The 15,361-nt window shown below is 74.2% G+C and carries 13 protein-coding genes; 4 read left to right on the top strand and 9 right to left on the bottom strand.

What is annotated here, in order from left to right; genetic code table 11:
* The first annotated feature begins 161 nt into the window (after positions 1-161).
* Positions 162-1,259: a PLP-dependent cysteine synthase family protein gene (locus ACO1BR_RS12105; RefSeq protein WP_426795147.1), complete on the top strand. Its 1,098-nt coding sequence runs from the start codon at positions 162-164 to the stop codon at positions 1,257-1,259.
* A 20-nt stretch (positions 1,260-1,279) separates the two neighbouring features.
* Here ACO1BR_RS12105 and ACO1BR_RS12100 read toward each other — a convergent pair whose 3' ends face one another.
* Positions 1,280-1,753, bottom strand: coding sequence for an SRPBCC family protein (locus tag ACO1BR_RS12100; RefSeq protein ID WP_426795050.1), 474 nt, complete (start codon positions 1,751-1,753; stop codon positions 1,280-1,282).
* 63 nt (positions 1,754-1,816) lie between these two features.
* Entirely contained in the window at positions 1,817-2,662 is an 846-nt protein-coding gene (locus tag ACO1BR_RS12095; protein WP_426795049.1) for a DeoR/GlpR family DNA-binding transcription regulator, read from the bottom strand.
* A 283-nt stretch (positions 2,663-2,945) separates the two neighbouring features.
* On the opposite strand from ACO1BR_RS12095, the gene ACO1BR_RS12090 reads away from it, so the two are divergent.
* The gene (locus tag ACO1BR_RS12090; protein ID WP_426795048.1) at positions 2,946-5,363 is read left to right on the top strand and encodes a hypothetical protein; all 2,418 of its coding nucleotides are present in this window, start codon (positions 2,946-2,948) and stop codon (positions 5,361-5,363) included.
* Here the strand turns inward: ACO1BR_RS12090 and ACO1BR_RS12085 are convergent.
* From ACO1BR_RS12085 to ACO1BR_RS12060, 6 genes are all read right to left on the bottom strand, one after another.
* Positions 5,333-7,765, bottom strand: coding sequence for a right-handed parallel beta-helix repeat-containing protein (locus ACO1BR_RS12085; protein ID WP_426795047.1), 2,433 nt, complete (start codon positions 7,763-7,765; stop codon positions 5,333-5,335). The two genes, ACO1BR_RS12090 and ACO1BR_RS12085, sit on opposite strands and share 31 nt — an antisense overlap.
* Positions 7,766-7,932: 167 nt before the next feature.
* Positions 7,933-8,535: an Rv1733c family protein gene (locus ACO1BR_RS12080; RefSeq protein WP_426795046.1), complete on the bottom strand. Its 603-nt coding sequence runs from the start codon at positions 8,533-8,535 to the stop codon at positions 7,933-7,935.
* A gap of 247 nt (positions 8,536-8,782) precedes the next feature.
* On the bottom strand, positions 8,783-9,244 hold the full coding sequence (locus ACO1BR_RS12075) for an ATP-binding protein (RefSeq protein WP_426795045.1): 462 nt from the start codon (positions 9,242-9,244) through the stop codon (positions 8,783-8,785).
* Positions 9,238-10,056 carry an MEDS domain-containing protein gene (locus ACO1BR_RS12070; protein ID WP_426795044.1) on the bottom strand — a complete coding sequence of 273 codons (819 nt, stop codon included), beginning with the start codon at positions 10,054-10,056 and terminating at the stop codon, positions 9,238-9,240. Before ACO1BR_RS12070 ends, ACO1BR_RS12075 begins: the two co-directional genes overlap by 7 nt.
* Positions 10,057-10,278: 222 nt before the next feature.
* Positions 10,279-11,103, bottom strand: coding sequence for an MOSC domain-containing protein (locus ACO1BR_RS12065; protein WP_426795043.1), 825 nt, complete (start codon positions 11,101-11,103; stop codon positions 10,279-10,281).
* A 64-nt stretch (positions 11,104-11,167) separates the two neighbouring features.
* Complete coding sequence (locus ACO1BR_RS12060) at positions 11,168-11,614, bottom strand: DUF6643 family protein (RefSeq protein ID WP_426795042.1); 447 nt, start codon at positions 11,612-11,614, stop codon at positions 11,168-11,170.
* A 273-nt stretch (positions 11,615-11,887) separates the two neighbouring features.
* Between ACO1BR_RS12060 and ACO1BR_RS12055 the strand changes: the two genes are divergently transcribed.
* On the top strand, positions 11,888-13,225 hold the full coding sequence (locus ACO1BR_RS12055) for a TerD family protein (RefSeq protein WP_426795041.1): 1,338 nt from the start codon (positions 11,888-11,890) through the stop codon (positions 13,223-13,225).
* 24 nt (positions 13,226-13,249) lie between these two features.
* On the opposite strand, the gene ACO1BR_RS12050 is transcribed toward ACO1BR_RS12055, so the two are convergent.
* Positions 13,250-14,398: a glycosyltransferase gene (locus tag ACO1BR_RS12050; RefSeq protein ID WP_426795146.1), complete on the bottom strand. Its 1,149-nt coding sequence runs from the start codon at positions 14,396-14,398 to the stop codon at positions 13,250-13,252.
* Between the two features lie 124 nt (positions 14,399-14,522).
* Here ACO1BR_RS12050 and ACO1BR_RS12045 point away from each other — a divergent pair, with 124 nt between their 5' ends.
* Complete coding sequence (locus tag ACO1BR_RS12045; RefSeq protein WP_426795040.1) at positions 14,523-15,341, top strand: glutamate racemase; 819 nt, start codon at positions 14,523-14,525, stop codon at positions 15,339-15,341.
* Positions 15,342-15,361 lie beyond the last annotated feature (20 nt).

Below are 15,361 nucleotides of genomic sequence, written 5' to 3'. Positions count from 1 at the left end.
GCAGGTGAGAAGCGTGCGGAGGGTGGTTATAGTCGGAACCGGCCCGCCGTTGCGCGCGGGCTCGTGACCCCCCGTTGAGGAGTGCGCCGGTGAGCATCGCACCACAGCCGCAGAGCCGGCCCGACCGCAGCAGAGCGGCCCAGGAGCCGACGCCGACCGTCCTGCCGACCACGGACGTCGACCGCACGGATCCGGACTACCGGAATTGGCTCAAAGACGCGGTACGCAAGGTCCAGGCGGACGCCAACCGCACCGCCGACACCCACCTGCTGCGCTTCCCGCTGCCCGAGGAATGGGGCATCGACCTCTACCTGAAGGACGAGTCGACGCACCCCACCGGCAGCCTCAAGCACCGGCTGGCCCGCTCGCTGTTCCTGTACGGGCTGTGCAACGGCTGGATCCGCCCAGGGAAGCCCGTCATCGAGTCCTCCAGCGGCTCCACGGCCGTCTCCGAGGCGTACTTCGCCTCGCTGATCGGGATCCCGTTCATCGCGGTGATGCCGGCGACGACCAGCCGCGAGAAGACCCGGCTGATCGAATTCCACGGCGGCACCTGCCACCTGGTCCAGGACCCGCGGACCGTCTACGAGGTCTCCGCCCGGCTCGCCGCCGAGTCCGGCGGGCACTACATGGACCAGTTCACCTACGCCGAGCGGGCCACGGACTGGCGCGGCAACAACAACATCGCCGAGTCGATCTACCAGCAGCTGCGGCTGGAGCGCTATCCCGAGCCCGCCTGGATCGTCGCCACCGCGGGCACCGGCGGCACCTCCGCGACCATCGCCCGCTACGTCCACTACATGCAGTTCGACACCCGGGTCTGCGTCCCCGACCCGGAGAACTCCTGCTTCTTCGACGGCTGGCTCACCGGCGACGCCGGGACCAACTGCGAGACCGCGTCGCGGATAGAGGGCATCGGCCGGCCCCGGATGGAGCCGAGCTTCGTGCCCGGCGCGATCGACCGGATGATGAAGGTCCCGGACGCGGCCAGCATCGCCGCCGTCCGCGCCCTGGAGACGGCGATCGGCCGCAAGGCGGGCGGCTCGACCGGCACCGGGCTGTGGAGCGCCCTGAAGATCGTCGCGGAGATGGTCGCCGAGGGCTGTACGGGGTCCGTGGTCACGCTGCTCTGCGACCCGGGGGACCGCTATCTCGACAAGTACTACTCGGACGACTGGCTGGCCTCGCAGGGCCTGGACATCACGCCCTACGCGCGCACCATCGACACCTTCCTGACCACCGGCACCTGGAGCTGCTGACCGGGTGCGGCGGCTGCGGCTCAGGGGCGGGTCAGGCGCCGGTCCAGGGCCCGTACGGAGTCCCGGAAGGCGCGGCCCAGGCCCGGCCGGGCCGCCGTCATCAGCCAGCGGAACGGCGCCGGGCCGTCGGCCGCGAACGTCCACCGCACCCGCGTCCCGCCGCCTGCCGGGGTCAGCCGCCAGTCCTCCAACAGGGCCCGCGGTCCAGGGGCGTTGGTGGTGTCGACCCGATAGGCGTAGTGCGCGTCGGGCTCGGCCGCCAGCACCGTCTCGCCGAACCGCGTGCCGCCCGTCAGGCGGATGTCGCGGCCCGCGCCGCCGCGCGTCGGTGCCGCACGGGACACCCCCGTGAACCAGTCAGCCCAGCCCGCCACGTCCTCCGCCAGTGCCCGGTAGACGATCTCCGGCGGCGCGGCGGCCTCCGCGGCGAACACCAGCCGCAGCGGGGCGGCGGCGACGAAGTCGAGCTCGACGGGGCGGAGTCGGCGTGGCACGGTACGAGCACCCCCTGGGGGACGGCCGGCGGGACAGCGCGGCACACCCTGACCGGCGCGGTGTCAGACGTCTGCGCCGGCGGCCGGTTCGCCCGCCACCACCAGCTCGGTCGGCAGCTCCGCGAACTCCGCCCGCACCTCCGCCGGCAGCCCGGCATCCGTCACCAGCACATCCACCTGGTCCAGGCCGGCGAACGAACTCAGGCCCACCGTCCCCCACTTGGTGTGGTCGGCGACCACCACCACCCGCCGCGCGGACCGCACGAAATGCCGGTTGGTCTCCGCCTCCGCGAGATTCGGCGTCGACAGCCCCGCCTCCACCGATATGCCGTGCACCCCGAGGAAGAGCAGATCGAAGTGGAGCGACCGGATCGCGGCATCGGCCACCGGCCCGACCAGGGTGTCCGACGGCGTCCGCACCCCGCCCGTGAGCACCACCGTCGCCGCCTCCGCGGCCGGCATCCCCTCGCCGCTGGCGGCGGCCCGCTGGGCGTTGTAGAACACATCGGCCACCCGCACCGAATTCGTCACCACCGTCAGCTCCGGCACCTCCAGCAGCTGGTGCGCCAGCGCGAACGCGGTCGTGCCGCCCGCCAGCGCGATCGCGCTGCCCGGCACCGCCATCCGCGCCGCCGCCTTGGCGATCTCCGCCTTGGCGCTCAGCTCCAGCGCCGACTTCACCTCGAACCCCGGCTCATGGGCGCTCGGGTCGCTCACCGGCAGCGCGCCGCCGTGCACCTTCTCGACCATGCCCTGGCGGGCCAGCGCGTCCAGATCGCGACGGACCGTCATGTCCGAGACGCTGAGCCGGCGGGTCAGCTCATTGACGCGCACCCCGCCCCGCCGTCTGACCTCGTCGAGAATCAGGGCACGCCGCTGCTCCGCGAGGAGGTTCTGGTTGTCGCTCACCCCGGCCCGTCCCTTCCGCCCGGCACCGCGTCCCGGGTCCTGCACACGGGCTGCCCGCCGCCCGCGATCACTGGTGCCCTCATCCTCGCACGAGGGTCCGACAACGGCCCCGACGCCGCTGTGCACGGCACCCGCAGCGGACCCGGCGGACCGCGGGAACCGAAACCCGGATGAAGGCGCTCCCAGAGGAAAGAGACAATCCCGGGGACCACGGACCGCACGGCACACCGCACTCCGCATCACGCACCGCATCACGCACCGCACTGACATCGGGGGAGAGCCAGTGGAGACCGCGGACACACCACCGCACACCGGCCCAACGGGCCGTACCACCACGACAGATGCCGCACCGGACACCGCACCGGACACCGCGCCGCTGCCCCAGCTCAGCCTGGAGCTGCTGGTCCACGGAGTCGGCGGCACCACGCCCGAGAAGATGCTCGGCGACCCGCGCGTCCAGCGGATCACCGGCGACGACACCGCCGCCTGCTACCGCCGCACCGACGACGCGGACGCCGAGGAGCGGACCGGCGACCACTTCTCCGAACCGGTCCGGGAGGCGTACTGCTGGAGCAATCTGACGTCCGGCAACGGCGCCCGCGCGCTCTGGCTGATCCTGGTGCCCTTCATGGTCGCCAACCTCGCCCACTGGATGCGCCCGGCCGCTCCGCCCGACCACCGGGCGCAGCGGATCTACGACCTCCTGGTGCGCCTCCTCGCGCTCACCCTCACCGTGCTGCTCGCCGCCGCGGCCTGCGAGGTCGCCCTCGACCTCACCGCCTGGCAGTGCGCCGGCACCCCCGTCTGCGTCGCCGGGAAATCCTGGCTGGGCTTCCTCAGCCCCGACAACGCCGGCTGGTGGAGCGTCCCCGGCCGCCGGCTGGCGCTCGCCTCCGTCGTGCCCCTGATGGTCGTCGGATTCCTCTGGTGGCTCTCGCACCGCACCTGGAGCGCGTACGAGTCCGCCTCGCCGCCGCCCCGCCGGCCCGGCGCCTCCCGCGACACCCCCGCCGAGGAGCGCACCGCGCTCAACCTGGACGGCTTCTGGTACGGCCGCCGGCTCGTCGCCCGGCTGCGCGCCGCGCACACCACGGCCGGGGTCCTGACCATCGCCGCCGCCCTGCTCGTCGCCTCCCTCCGGAGCGACCGGCGGGTCGGCGACGGCACCCTCGTCGCCCTCGGACAGGGCCTGGCCTTGCTGGTCGTGCTGCTCGCCGCCGGCACCCTGCTCGTCGTCTGGCGCACCGCCCGCAGCGAGGCGGCACCGGACGACGGGTCCGACCACCCGGCCGTACGGGCGCTGCCGTACGCCGCCCTGCTCGTGCTGGCGCTGACCGCCGTCCACGCCGGCTGGGCGCGCCCGGAAGCGCGCAGCCACGGCCCGCTGCCCGGTGTCGCGGCCTTCGGCGGGATCGCCGTCCTCCAGGGCGCCTTGGTCCTCGCGCTGGCGGTGACCGCCTGGTTCCTGCAGCGCGCCGCCCGCGACGAGGCCCGGACGGCGCTGCGCGGGATGGGCGGGCCCGCCGTCGCGCTGCTGTCCTGCGCGGTCGGCGGGGTGCTGTCCGGGGGAGTGGCGGTGCGGTTCGCCGACTGGATCGGCGGGCCGGCGGCCCCCGGCCGGGACCCCGCCGCGATCCCCGGGCCGCCGGTCCTGCTGTCCTGGCAGGCGTCGGTGATCCCCGCGCTGCTGGTCGTGGTCGCCGTCGTCGCGGTGCTCGCCGGGATCCGGGTGATCGTCGTCCGCAACCGTGTCGCCCAGGACGTGCCGGGCCTCTACGACCCGCGCGAGCGGCCCGACGCACCGCGCACCCGGCGGATCGCCGGCACCATCGCACGCGCCGGGCTGACCGACGCGGCCCCGGTCCTGGTGGCCGCCACCGCCGCCGTCACGCTCACCCTGGGGGCGGGCGCGGTGGCCGGCGCCTGGATCACCGACCAGGCGCCCGGCCGCGCCACCGCGGACCCCCCGCCGGTCCTCCACGCCGCCGCCGAGACCGCCGAATCCCTCGGCTCCTGGCTCATGGGCGCCGGTGTCATCCTGCTGCTCACGATGGGCCGGCGCGCCTACCGCGACCACTCCGCCCGCCGCACCATCGGCATCCTCTGGGACGTGGGCACCTTCTGGCCGCGCGCCGCCCACCCCTTCGCGCCGCCCTGCTACGCCGAGCGCGCGGTGCCCGACCTGACCTGGCGGATGGCCACCTGGACCGAGCGGTTCGACGGCCGGCTGGTGATCTCGGGGCACTCCCAGGGCAGTGTGCTGGCCGCGGCGGCCGTCTGGCAGCTGGACCTGGTCACCCGCAGCCGGGTCGCGCTGCTGACGTACGGCAGCCCCCTGGAACGCCTCTACGGCCGCTGGTTCCCCGCCTTCTTCGGCCCGACCGCGCTCACCGGGCTGCACCGCGAGATGGACGACTGGCGCAACCTGTGGCGCTTCACCGACCCCATCGGCGGCCCGATCCGGCTCACCTGCGAGGACGGCCGTCGGATCGACGAGGGGCCGCTGCGCGACCCGCTCGCCTTCGGCCGCACGCTGCAGAACCCGCTGCCCGCCCAGATCCTCGGCCACGGCGACTACCAGGCCGACCCGGTCTTCGACAAGGTACGCGCCGAACTGATCGCCCGGCTCGGCCCCGCGACACCGTGCCCGCGCGCCGAACGGGCGCCCGCTCACGGCAGTTCGGGCAGGTCCTCCGCGTAGAGGAGGGTCAGGTCGTCGGTACTCGGGTCGGGCAGTTTCGCCACCCGGCCCGCGTGCCGCTCGACCATCGCCTCGAACGTCTGCCGCGCGGTACGCCCATTGCCGAACGACGGCCCCTTGGGCAGCGCCGTGAAGTACTTCAGCAGCCCCTCGCCGGCCCCCTCGGCGAGCCGGTACTCATGCTCCTCGCCCTGCTGCTCGACGATCCGCAGCAGTTCCTCGGGCGCGTAGTCGCCGAACGTGATGGTCCGTGAAAAACGGGACGAGACACCGGGGTTGACCGCCAGGAAGCGCTCCATCTCGGCGGTGTAGCCGGCCACGATCACCACCACCGCGTCCCGGTGGTCCTCCATCAGCTTCACCAGGGTGTCGATGGCCTCCTTGCCGAAGTCCCGCCCGGAGTCCTCCGGCGAGAGGGCGTACGCCTCGTCGATGAACAGCACCCCGCCGCGCGCCCGGTCGAACGCCTCCTGGGTGCGGATCGCCGTCGACCCGATGTGCTCGCCCACCAGGTCCACCCGCGACACCTCGACCAGGTGCCCGCGCTCCAGTACGCCCAGCGCGTGCAGGATCTCGCCGTACAGCCGGGCCACCGTCGTCTTGCCGGTGCCGGGGGAGCCGGTGAAGACCAGATGGCGGCGGGCCGAGGCGGCCTTGAGCCCCGCCTCCTGCCGCCGCCGGCCCACCTCGATCATGTTGATCAGGCTGCGTACCTCGCGCTTGACGCTCTCCAGCCCTACGAGGGTGTCCAGTTCACCCAGCACCTCCTCGGAGGGGCGGCCGGCCACCGGCTCTTCCGCGGTCTCGGTGGCCGCCGACGGGGCGCGCTGCGCCGGGACGTTGCCCAGCAGCCCAGCCGTCTGCGTCGCCTGCTGCACCGAGGGCGCCGTCGCCGCCCCCGCGGCCGGCGCCGGTGTGGTCCGGCTCTCGTCGCTGGTGCAGTCCTCGACAGTGGGCCCGCCGCCGGTGCCGTGCGCGTCGGCGAACTCGTAACCGCCCCGCGCACAGCGCTCCGTACGGCACCGGGTCAGCGTGGTGCGGCAGCCGTCGATCACATGGAAGCCGAAGCCCGAACTGCCGGTGACCCGGCAGCCGTGGAAGGTGCCGCGGCCCTCCGCCGAGACGTAGAACCCGGCCTCGGTGGGCGAACTGACCGTGCAGCCCTCGATGGTGGGATCCGCGCCCTTGGTGACGATCACGCCGGTCTGCGCCGCGTCGATGGTGCAGTTGGCGAGCGTGCCGCCGCTGCCGTGGTCGCGGAACCAGGCGCCGGTCGAGGTCTCCCGGATCCGGCAGTCGTCCAGCTGGACGGTCGCGCCGTCGCTCACCGACACCGCGGTGTTGCGGACCTGCGCGATATCGCAGTCCACGACGTCGGCGCGGGAGCCCCGGTCGAGCACGAACAGCGCGTCCGGCACGTCGTGCACCCGCGTGGCGTCGAGCACCGCGGTCGCGCCGTCGCTGACCCACACCGCGGGATAGTCGCCCGTACTGTCGTGGATCTCGCACTGGTTGGCGTCCACCCGAGTGCCCGGGTCCCATACGGACAGGCCGTTGCGCCCGAAGTGCCGCACGGTGCTGCGGGTCAGCGTCAGCACCGACCGCGAGCGGAGGTCGACGGCGTTCTCCGGGATGTCGTGGATGTCGCAGTCGGCGAGGGTGAGCACCGCGTCGGTGTCCAGGGTGACGCCGTCCGCCGACGTCCGGTGCACCGTGCAGTGGGTGAGATGCCCGGTGGCCCGCGCAGCCACCTGGACGCCCGTGCCCTTGATCTCGTACAACTCGCAGCCGATCGCCTCGACCGCGCTGCCCTCGCCGGTCAGGGACAGGCCCGCCCCCGAGGCGTGGTGGATCCGGCAGTTCTCCAGCCGAGGATGGGCGCCGCCGCGCACCGCCACCCCGGCCTGCCCGGCGGCCATCACCTCGCACTCCTCGAAGACCCCGCCGGCGCCGTCCAGCACGCTGATGCCGACGCCGCCCGTGTTGTCGACCGTGCAGCGGCGCACCGTCGGACGGGCCCCGCCCCGGACCTCGATACCGGCCGCGGACCGGGTCACCACCCGGATGTCGGCCAGTTCGGGGGCGCCGTCCTCCACCAGCAGCGCGGGCGAGGCGGAATCCGCCGCCTCCAGATGCAGATCGTGGACGGTGGCCGAGGCCCGTATCGTCAGCGCCACACCGTCGGCCGGCGCGATCCGCACCGACCCGCGGGCCCCCTCGGGACCGCGCAGCGTCACCGCGCGCAGCAGCACCAGGTTCTCGCGGTACGTACCGGCCGGCACGGTCAGCACGTCACCGTCCCCGGCGGCCTCCAGGGCGGCGGCGAGCGAACTGTACTCCCCGGTGCGGCGCCGCCAACGCGACGATCCGGAGTGCGTCACCTGGACCGAGCCCTGTGCCATGGCGCTGTCGTGTCCCCACTTCGTGCGGCGGATGTCGCCCCGGCAGTCATACGTCCGCGGATGTCCGCATCGGGGTCTGCGAGGCCCCAGCCGAGAGGCTGGCTGCACCACCGTAGCGCGCCCGGCGAGTGGTGGCGGACACAGTCCGCCGCCTGGTCAGCCGCACCTCAACTCCCGGCGTCCGCCCGGCCCCAGTCCTGCCCCGCGCGCTCCCATGCCGCGTCCCAGCGGCGGTACCGACGCACCATCAGCTGCCGGACGGCCAGCCGCCGGGCGGCGTCGACCAGCCCTCCGGCGACCCCGGCGACACCCAGTCCGGCCAGCACCGCATGGGTCGCCGCCGCGCCCGTGTCCATCGGGCGCGGCACCATTCGCCCGCGGCCGTCGGTCCAGATGCGGAACCGCGCACCGGGCTGCACGGCCCGGGTTGCCGCGATCTCGGCGGTGTGCGCGCTGCCGTCCCGCCCGGTCCAGCGGGCCACCGTCCCCAGGCGCGCCGTGTGCGGGGAGGAGGTCTCCGGATCGGAGTGGGCGGGCGGCCGGGAGGCCGGTCGGTCGGCGGTGGCCCACACCGGATACCGCTCCCGGTGCTGCCGGCGTACGGCCTCCAGCAGCGCGCCGTGTGCGGCCCGGCCGGCGGACCAGCCGAGCGCGGGCGCCCCGAAGGCGATCAGCAGGGCGGCGGCCAGCGCGATCCAGGCTTCGATCCGGTCCGTCCGCCGTCGCACCGGATTGTGCCGCCAGTGCCATAAGCCCCACATCGCCCGCATCGCCGCCCCTTTGCTGCCTTTGCCGCCGCCCAGATCTGTGCATACCGCGTGGCACGGCGTCCATGCGAAGGTTCGGTGAAGAGAGAGTGACATCGCGCCGCGGGGCGGCGGCCGGCCCGGTCGCATCCGCCCCACCGGACCCACCCGTTTCGTGAACACCCCATGTCGCGGTGCGAGTTGGGGGTGTTTGGGGGGAGTTGTGATGCTCGTTGCGAAAAGGCCGAAGAGCGCCCCGTACGCCCCGGCGTCAGGGCAGCCGTACGGCCACGGTCACCACCGCGCCCGCCTCGCCCGCGGCCCCGGGCGCCCCCGTCCCCCTGGACACTGCGAACCGGTCGGCCACCAGCCGCGCCAGCCACAGCCCGCGCCCCTTCGGCGCGCCGTCCAGGCCCGGCAGCAGTTCCGGGATCACCGCCTCGCTGAACCCCGGCCCCGCGTCGCTGATCCGGCACTCCAGCTCATCGCCCACCCGCCGCAGCACCAGCCGTCCCGAACCGCCCGCGTGCTCCACGGCGTTCCCGGCGATCTCGTCCACGGCCAGCACGAACTCGCCGCGCCGCGGCTCGCACAGCCCCTCGCGGGCCGCGCATTCCTCGACCAGCAGCCGCAGTTGCGGCAGCAGGCGCGCGGTGAAGCGCCGCTGCAGCAGCCGGCGGCCGGGCTCCTCCGCCGGCACCTCCGCCCGACCGGCCGGTTCCGGGTTCAGCACGGCCGTACCACCTCCGTCGGCGTCAGCCGCGGCACCGCATCGGCGCCCAGCCGCCGCAGCATCCGGCGCTGCCCGCCGTCGCAGCGCACCTCGACCAGATCATGGCCCACCGCGCCCCGGGCCAGGGCGAGCAGCGCCACCGCGCAGCCCACCGAGAGAAAGTGCAGCCGCGTCAGATCGACGGTGAGCCGGCGGGCCGCCGCCGTCCGCGCCAGTGCGATCTCCAACGACCGGGTGAACGCGGCCTGGTTCGCCGCATCCGCCTCGCCGACGAAGCACAGCGCCTCGCCGGGGCCGCGCACCGCCCGCAGAGTGCCCAGCCGCTCCAGCACGGCGCGCGGGTGCGCCCGTTCCATCGCGGCCACCACCTTCCGGTCGAACCGGCGGCGGTCGTACGCGCAGATCTCCGTGTACGGCCGCCCGGCGAACAACTCGTCCGCACCGGTCTCCCGGCGTTCCATCACCGCGACGTCGGTGCCGAGGGCGGGCACCCAGCCCATGTCGATGAACGCCCGCAGCCCCGCATAGCCCTCGGCCGTCGCCCGGTCGGTGGCCGCGCGCAGCCGGCCGAGCTGCCGGGCCGCGGTGAACTCGGTGTCCGGCAGGAGCAGTTCCCGCATGCTGGTCAGCACCAGCTGGCCGCGCTCGCGGGCCGGGACCGTGCTGCGGCTCGGGAAGTCGATGCGGGCCAGCACCTCTTCCTCCGGCACGCCGGGGCAGGGCAGCACCAGGACCTTCTCGCCGCGGGCCAGCCCGAGGCGCACGAAGGCCGTGACGACCTCCCAGCGCACCTCGTCGTTGCCGTAACTCACAAAGGCGTGGTCCCCGGGCCGCAGATGCTGGACAGGGATGAGAAGACCGCCTCCGGCGTCCCTTGCAGGCATCGACACAACAGCTCTCTGTCTCCCCCCGCGGCCGGTCCCGTCGGCGGCGCTGTGCGCTCACTGTAGGCAGCCGCCGACCGGCCCGCAATGCGTACGACGGCAGCCGTGCACACCCGTGGCGCGACCACGCCGGAGGGGCGCGCCGGCCCGTCAGCCGAGTATCTCGAACGGGTCGCCGATCCGGATCGTGCCCGTCCCGCGCGGGATCAGATTCTGGCCGAAGACCAGCCGGTCGCCGAAGCGCCGGTTGCGGGCCAGCGTCCGCAGCGGTTCCTTCCCGCGCTCGGCGGTGGACTGGTCGGTGGTGGTGACCACGCACCGTGCGCTGGGCTTGGCCACGTCGAAGACCACCTCGCCGATGCGCACCCGCCGCCAGTCGTCCTCCGCCCAGGGCGCGGTGCGGTCCACCACCACATTGGGCCGGAAACGGTTCATCGGCAGCGGGCCCTCGTCGGGGAGGTCGCCCTGCGCGACGAGGGAGTTGAGGGCGTCCAGCGACGCGGTGGTGGTGAGCAGCAGTGGATAGCCGTCGGCGAAGCTGACGGTGTCCCCGGGCAGGCCGTACTCCGGATCGACGGGGCGGCGCTTCTCCGGGGCGTCGAGATGCACCATCTGGCACTCGACCCCGAGATAGGCACGGAACCACTCGGCCGCCTCGGCGCCCGCGGGCACCACCTCGACCTCGTCCTTCCACACCCCGACCGAGATCGTCTCCACCGGGGCCGGCACCTCGACCGTCAGCGGCGGCATCCCGGGCGCGGTCAGCCGCAGGGCACCCTCGGGCCGCTCCTCGGCACGGGCCAACGCCAGCGCCGGATGCTGGCGTTGGGTCACCAGCCGCCGCTCGGCGTCCACCACCAGCCAGCGTCGGTCCCCGGCGAGCCCCCACGGCTCCACGACCGCCTCGCCGGGACCGGACCCCGCCATGGATTTGACCGGATAGAGATGGAGCGACTGCAGCACGGACATCGACATGGCCCCATCCTGCCAGCCGCCTCGGACAATTGACCGAACGGCCGGGACGGGACCGTCGGTCCGGTCAGTATCCGCGGGGGTACTGGCGGCCGTACGGATCGTCGAAGGGCGAGGCGGGCCGCGGTGCGACCGGGGCGGCCGGGCGCATCGCTTCGTAGCCGGTGCCGCCGGCCGGGCGCTGGTGCTGCTGCGGGGGCTGGTAGCCGCGGGTTCCCGCCTGCTGCGGGATGTACGGGGCCGGGGTGTGCTGCAGCGGGGCGACCGGCTGCGCGGCGGCACCCGGATACCCGTTGCCCGCGGAGGGATAGGAGGGCCCCGCGGGAAGCGCGGGCAGCGCCGAAGGCAGCGCCGGCAAATGGGAGGAACCGGTGTCGTAAGGGGACGGATTCACGCGGATCGGGGCGATCTGCGGGGTACCCCGCTCTGCGACGAGGCTGTCGTAGATCGGGGTGTCCGGGAAGGAGGGCGAAGCGTAGTAGCCGCCGCCGTAGGTAGAGCGGGGGGAGGTCATGCTTCATAAGTTAAGCCCACGATGTGTCGATTGGGGAGCCTGAAAAGAGGGTTGTTTTATGGGTTGCGAGCGACCATGGGTCCACAATGCGAGCGAACTTGTGAAAATCGGTCGCGATCGCCCGTAGGAATCGTGTAAAGAGCGCGCTTCTCGCGGATGAACAGTTGGCGATTCCGGGTGCTCACGGCCAAGTAGGTTGGGGTGCACTGCCGCTGACGGGGTGCGAGGGCGAGCGGAACGAGGGGACCGGGAGACCGAGAGGAAGGTGCGGCGATGCCGATGCTCAAGGGCGGCCATGTGCCGGTCCCGGCCACGGCGGTACGGGTGGAACTGGGCTGGCGGCCGGCCCCCGGCGTGCCGGACGTGGACGCCTCCGCGCTGCTCCTGGTGTCCGGAAGGGTCCGCGGCGACGCCGACTTCGTCTTCCACGACCAGCCGGCGCACGCCTCCGGCGCCGTACGCCATGAGGGCAAGCGGGCGGCCGGCGGGGCGGTGACCGACGCCATCGCGGTGGATCTGGCCGCCGTGGAGCCCGCCGTCGAGACGGTGGTGCTCGCCGCCTCCGCCGACGGAGGCGGCTTCGGCGCCGTGCCCGGCCTGCACATACGGGTACTGGAGGCGGCCGCGGGGGCCGAGCTGGCCCGCTTCGACAGCGCGGACGCCACCACCGAGACCGCCTTCGTCCTGGGCGAGTTCTACCGCCGCGCCGGGGCCTGGAGGTTCCGTGCGGTGGGGCAGGGGTACGTCAGCGGGCTCGCCGGGCTGGCCACGGACTTCGGCATCCGCGTCGAGGAGGAGCCGCCCGCGCCGCCGGCTCCGTATCCCGGTCAGGTCCCTGCGGCGCCCGCGCCGCCCTCGTTGCCGCCGGGTCAACCGGTGGCGTCAATTCCGCCACCGTCCGGGCAACCCGCGCCGGCTTCCGCGCCCCCTCCCGCGCGCCTGGCAAAAGTCACCCTCACGAAGGACGCTCCGGCGGTTTCGTTGACGAAGCAGGGCGGCACGTCCGGCACGATGCGGGTGAACCTCAACTGGAGCGCGGGCAGCGCCGGGAGGCGATTCACCAAGAAACTCGGCCGCAGGGCCATGGAGGCGCTGGGCGCCCGCGGCGCGCCGCTGCCGCCGTCCGGTGACCTCGACCTCGACCTCGACCTGTGCGCGCTCTACGAACTCACCGACGGCTCGGCCGGTGTGGTGCACCCGCTCGCCGACGCCTTCGGCGCCCTGGACGCCCCGCCGTACATCCGGCTCGACCGCGACGACCGCACCGGCGCGGTCGCGACCGGCGAGAACCTCACCGTCAACCTCGACCACCAGGCGCGCTTCCGGCGCATCCTGATCTTCGTGACGATCTACGCCGGCGCCCGCAGCTTCGAGGGACTGAACGCCACGGTCACCCTCCAGCCCCGGCACGGCGCCCCCGTCGAGTTCTCGCTCGACGCCTGCGCGGTCCCCTCCACCGTCTGCGCACTGGCCCTGATCACCCACACCGGCGGCGAACTCGTCGTGCGGCGCGAGGCCCGCTACCTCGTCCCCGAGCCCGGCGTCAGCCCGCAGCGCACCGTCGACCACGCCTACGGCTGGGGCCTCACGTGGTCCCCGGCCGGCAAGTGACCGCGGGCCCGGCCGGAGCGCGGCTCACACCGCCCCGTAGGTGCGGCCCTTCCAAGCCGCGCCGCGCCCCCGGTAGTGCTGCACCGCGGAGTCGACCGTCATCAGGAGGTAGAGCAGCGCGGTGAAGGGCAGCAGCGGGGCCGACCACAGCGGCTGCCGGTAGTAGCGCAGCATCGGCAGGTACGTACCGCACATCAGGGCCCAGGCCGCGCCGCCCGGCACGGCGAGCGCCGGACGGCCGGCGGCCAGTCCGGCCAGCAGCGCGACCGGCGGCACCAGATAGACCAGGGCCAGGCCGAGGACCGTGCCCAGCAGGAGCAGCGGCTGGTGCCGCAGCTGGGCGTAGGCGCTGCGGGAGACCATCCGCCACAGTCCGGCCAGCCGCGGATACGGCCGCACGCTGGTGACCCGGTCGGCCAGCCCCAGCCAGATCGCGCCGCCGGACCGCTGCACGGCGCGCGCCAGCGTCACATCGTCGATCACCGCGTGCCGGATCGCCTCGGGGACGCCCGCCCGTTCCGCCGCCTCCCGCCGCAGCAGCACGCAGCCGCCGGCCGCCGCGGCGGTCCGCGCACCGCGGCGGTTGACCCGGCGGAACGGGTAGAGCTGCCCGAAGAAGTACACGAACGCCGGCACGACCAGCCGCTCCCAGAAGGTCACCACCCGCAGCCGCGCCATCTGCGACACCAGATCCAGGTCCGCGGAGTGGGCCGCGGCCACCAACTCCCGGAGGCTGTCCGGGGCGTGCGCGATGTCCGCGTCGGTCAGCAGCAGGTACTCCGGCGCCGCGCGCTCCCGGGCCAGCGCGATGCCGTGCCGCACGGCCCACAGCTTGCCGGTCCAGCCCGGCTCCGGTTCACCGGGGGAGGCGACGGTCAGCAGCAGCCCGCCGCGCCCGTCCGCCAGCTCGCGGGCCAGCGCGCCGGTCCCGTCCGTGCTGCCGTCGTCGACGAGGAAGACCTCCGCCCGGCCGGGGTACTTCTGCGCGAGCAGCGTCGGCAGGCTCGCGGGCAGCACCTCGGCCTCGTCGCGCGCCGGGACCACCACCGCGACCGACGGCCAGCGGTCCGGATCCCGCCGGTCCGGCAGCCGGACGTCGGTCCGCCAGAAGAAGCCCTGCCCCAGCACCAGCCACACCCAGGCCAGCAGCGACCCGGCACCGATCCACTCCATCGCTCCCACGGGCGCAGTCTGCCCACCACGGCCGCCGCTCAGCGGTGATCGACACGGCCTCCCGGTGCGGACGTTCCCCCGGCCGGTATGACAAGTCGGGCGGGCGGCTGAGTAAAGTGTCCGGGTGAAGATCGCGCTGATGGACTCCGGGACCGGGCTGCTCGCGGCAGCCGCCGCCGTTCGCCGTCTGCGGCCGGACGCGGATCTGGTCCTCTCCGCCAACCCCGACAGCCTGCCGTGGGGCCCGCGCAGCCGGGACGAGGTCACCGCCCTCGCGCTGGACGTGGCCCGTGCCGCGGCGGCGCACCGGCCCGACGCGCTGATCGTGGCCTGTAACACCGCGTCGGTGCACGCCCTGCCCGCGCTGCGCGCCGCACTGGAGCCGGCCGTGCCGGTCATCGGCACCGTCCCGGCGATCAAGCCCGCGGCCGCCGGTGGCGGCCCGGTCGCCATCTGGGCCACCCCGGCCACCACCGGCAGCCCCTACCAGCGGGACCTGATCGAGCGGTTCGCGAGCGGGGTGGCGGTCACCGGAGTGCCTTGCCCCGGGCTCGCCGACGCCGTGGAGGCGGCGGACGACGCCGCGATCGACGCCGCCATCGCCGCCGCGGCACATATCACCCCGCGGGACGTACGCGCCGTCGTGCTGGGCTGCACCCACTACGAGCTGGTCGCCGAGCGGATCCGCGCAGCCCTCCAGCAGCCCGGCGCCCCGCGCCTCGTCCTGCACGGCTCCGCCGAGGCCGTCGCCGCTCAGGCACTGCGCAGGATCGGCGCCGAACCGGCACCGTCGGCGGCTCCGACCGGCACCGTCACCGTGATCCTCGGCGGCCGTCCGGCCGCGCTGCCGGCCATGGCGCTGGCGTACGAGGAGGGCCGGCTGCTCGACGTCGACGTCATCCATGACGTCGGCGCCGCCGCGTCGGCTTCGGGCGCGGCGTGACGAACCACGCGCCGTGAAGC

This window comes from Streptomyces sp. YGL11-2 (genome assembly GCF_050054615.1).
In the GTDB taxonomy this organism is placed as follows: Bacteria; Actinomycetota; Actinomycetes; order Streptomycetales; family Streptomycetaceae; genus Streptomyces.
Note: the sequence above shows the minus strand (reverse complement) of the source record. Positions and strands in the feature narration are given on the sequence as shown.

Bases quoted from the DNA above. Each gene is read 5' to 3' on its own strand.
- ACO1BR_RS12085 (WP_426795047.1), bottom strand. From the start codon at position 7,765: ATGGCACAGGGCTCGGTCCAGGTGACGCACTCCGGATCGTCGCGTTGG.
- ACO1BR_RS12080 (WP_426795046.1), bottom strand. From the start codon at position 8,535: ATGCGGGCGATGTGGGGCTTATGGCACTGGCGGCACAATCCGGTGCGA.
- ACO1BR_RS12065 (WP_426795043.1), bottom strand. From the start codon at position 11,103: ATGTCGATGTCCGTGCTGCAGTCGCTCCATCTCTATCCGGTCAAATCC.
- ACO1BR_RS12060 (WP_426795042.1), bottom strand. From the start codon at position 11,614: ATGACCTCCCCCCGCTCTACCTACGGCGGCGGCTACTACGCTTCGCCC.
- ACO1BR_RS12055 (WP_426795041.1), top strand. From the start codon at position 11,888: ATGCCGATGCTCAAGGGCGGCCATGTGCCGGTCCCGGCCACGGCGGTA.
- ACO1BR_RS12050 (WP_426795146.1), bottom strand. From the start codon at position 14,398: ATGGAGTGGATCGGTGCCGGGTCGCTGCTGGCCTGGGTGTGGCTGGTG.